The sequence below is a fragment of the Streptomyces sp. YGL11-2 genome, assembly GCF_050054615.1.
Taxonomy (GTDB): domain Bacteria; phylum Actinomycetota; class Actinomycetes; order Streptomycetales; family Streptomycetaceae; genus Streptomyces.
The window spans coordinates 1-2,929 of the sequence record NZ_JBNHIN010000134.1 but is presented as its reverse complement, the minus strand read 5'-3'; the positions used below and the strand labels follow the sequence as shown (position 1 = coordinate 2,929).

Genomic DNA, 2,929 nt, shown 5'->3' with positions numbered 1-2,929 from the left:
AGGAGACCGGAGCGTTGGCCCACCCTTCCGACGCCGCCGACCCCGAGGCCGTGTGCGAGCTCGTCGAGACGACGGTTGAGGCCTACGGGAGACTCGACGGTGTGGTGCTCAATGCCGGAATCGGGCGGGGCGGTGCGGTCGGCGACACGGCGGTCGAGGACTGGGAAGAGCTGATACGGACCAACCTCACTGGCCCGTTCCTGCTGCTGCGTGCCGCGCTGCCGCATCTGCTGGCGGCCCGTGGTGCGGTGGTCGCGGTCGCCTCGGTCGCCGCGCTCCGCAACAGCGTCGGCAACGCCGCCTATGCGACGTCCAAGGCGGCTTTGCTCCATCTCTGCCGCTCCCTCGCCGTGGACTACGGGCCGCAGGGGCTGCGGGCCAACGCGGTGTGCCCGGGCTGGGTACGAACGGAGATGGCCGACCAGCGGATGGCGCGGTTCGCGGCGGAGGCGGGCCTGGCGGGCGGTGCCGAGGAGGCATACGAGGAGGCGAACCGGCTGACTCCCGCCGGGCGGCCGGGTGATGCGGAGGAGGTCGCAGGGGCGATCGACTGGCTGCTGTCGCCCGCCGCGTCCTATGTCAACGGGGCCGTCCTGACTGTCGACGGCGGGGTGACCACGGTCGGCGTCGGCGGTGCCGCCTTCGACCACAAGATTGAGGCGCGCACCCCGCTCCTGTAGCGGACTACCGGACAACCCCGTTCCACAGGGCCCGTGGCGGGGCCAGGAACCCATGGCGGGGCTGGAACCCACGACGGAGCCAGGAACCCGTGGTGGGGCCAGGGCCCCGGAAAGAGGCTGGTCTGGACGGCGAGCCAGCGGCAGCCGTACTCGTCGCCGGGGATTTCGATGCCGGCGGCGTGGGCGAGGCGGTGGCCGACCTCAGCCCATTCCGGTCCGGTCAGGGCACGGTCGTCGGGATGGCGCAGGATGTCGATGTGGAGGATGGCGCGTCGATCGCCCTGGGGGCCGGCGGTGAAGGGTGCTCCAACAGCGGGTCGTCGAGGGGGACTGTATGCCGAGGGGGACTTTAGATGGAACGGCTCTGTCGCATATCCGGTGGTCACGGAGCGTCTCCGACTTCGCGGTTGGTACGGTTTGGACCTCGGCAAGCGCTCGAACCTGATGGTGCGCCAGTCGGTACTACGGACATCCGGGTGAGCGACCCCTGCTAGAAGGCATCCGAACAGTCGGGCTGGCATTGCCCCTTGGACGCCACTCGAATCCATTGGCCTGCAGAGTTTTCGGATCGCCATCACGGGCGTGATATGACGCTCCGCTACCACCGGATGTGCGACAAGCCGTTAGATTGGCAGGCCCTCCGGGAGACGTGCATTCGTCGTCGGCGGGAACTGAGCCCCCGTTCACGGACCATCGTAGACAGGGGCTCGTATATCTTGACGCGCTCACGGCAGGGGTGGCCGTGCACCGAGTGATCACGAGTGCGCTCGACCGGCTGTATACCCTCCCGAGCCCCGGCTGAGCAGTACCAACGAGTCAACGGCCTCTCATGAATGATCGAGGCTGGTGTGTCATACAGTTTCCACGGCTGTGTTTCCGCTACCGCCCGACGTATGGAGGAGCATGTTTGTGAATGCACGCGATGAGGTGTTCATCGGTGGGCACTGGCGACCTGCGGCAGGAACAGGCGTCATTGAGGTCATTAACCCATCGGACGAGCGAGTCATCGGAGCTGTTCCGGCCGGTTCTGCAGCGGATGTTGATGCTGCAGTCAACGCGGCTCGTTCGGCACTGCCGGGATGGGCGGCCACCGCCCCCACTCGCCGTGCCGAGTTACTGGCTGCGTTGTCCGACGAACTCGCTGCCTGCCAGGATCAGATGGCCTCACTCATCACAGCCGAGATGGGAACCACCATCGGGTTCTCCCGCAGGGTACAAGCCGGTCTGCCGGTCACCATGACGCGCCTGCATGCTGAACTTGCGGCCGACTTCGCCTTCGAGGAGCGCGTTGGCAACTCGCTTGTCCTGCTGGAGCCCGTCGGAGTCGTGGGCGCCATCACACCGTGGAATTATCCGGTGCACCAGATCGTCTGCAAGGTTGTTCCTGCACTTGCCGCAGGCTGCACCGTGGTCCTCAAACCTGCGGAGTCGACTCCTCTTTCGGCTCAGATGTTCACCGAGTGCGTGGCAGCCGCAGGTCTGCCTGCGGGGGTCTTCAACCTGGTCACCGGCAGGGGAGCGGAAGCTGGGGAGGCACTGGTACGCCACCCTGGGGTCGACATGATCTCGTTCACGGGTTCCACGACTGTCGGCAAGCAGATCGGGTCACTTGCCGGCGCTGATGTTAAGCGTGTAGCCCTGGAACTTGGCGGCAAGTCCGCCAATGTCATCCTCCCCGGAGCAGACCTCGCACAGGCCGTCCGCGCCAATGTCGCTGACGTGATGCGCAACGCAGGACAGTCCTGCAACGCGTTGACCCGCACGTTGGTGCATGCCGATGACTATGAAGAGGCGGTTTTGATCGCCGTCGAGGAGATTGCTTCCTATGTTCCCGGCGACCCGGCCGATCCCGACTGCCGCCTCGGCCCTGTGGTGAGCAGCGCCCAGCGAGAGAAAGTCCGCGACTATATCCGTCGTGGCGTGGCCGAGGGTGCCCGTCTCGTCGCGGGTGGACCTGAGGCCCCTGAAGGACGGGACAAGGGCCACTACATCCGCCCTACGGTCTTCGCCGACGTCACTGCCGAGATGAGCATTGCTCGCGGGGAGATCTTCGGCCCTGTGCTCTCGTTCATGAGATACGAGGACGAGGGGGAAGCTCTGCGCATCGCCAATGACTCCGACTACGGCCTGGCGGGGGCCGTCTGGGCAGCCGAGGAGGATCAGGCAATCACCTTTGCGCGATCGATGGAGTGCGGCCAGGTGACGGTTAACGGCGGGGCGTACAACCCGCTCGCCCCCTTCGGTGGCCA

General features: G+C 66.2%; 2 protein-coding genes. Both read left to right on the top strand.

Going from position 1 to position 2,929, the window contains the following annotated elements; genetic code table 11:
* The coding region (locus ACO1BR_RS43930) for an SDR family NAD(P)-dependent oxidoreductase (protein ID WP_426800725.1) at positions 1–680 on the top strand (680 nt) is incomplete at its 5' end.
* Positions 681–1,589: 909 nt separating this feature from the next.
* Positions 1,590–2,929: aldehyde dehydrogenase family protein (locus ACO1BR_RS43925; RefSeq protein WP_426800724.1), on the top strand; the 1,340-nt coding region annotated here is incomplete at its 3' end.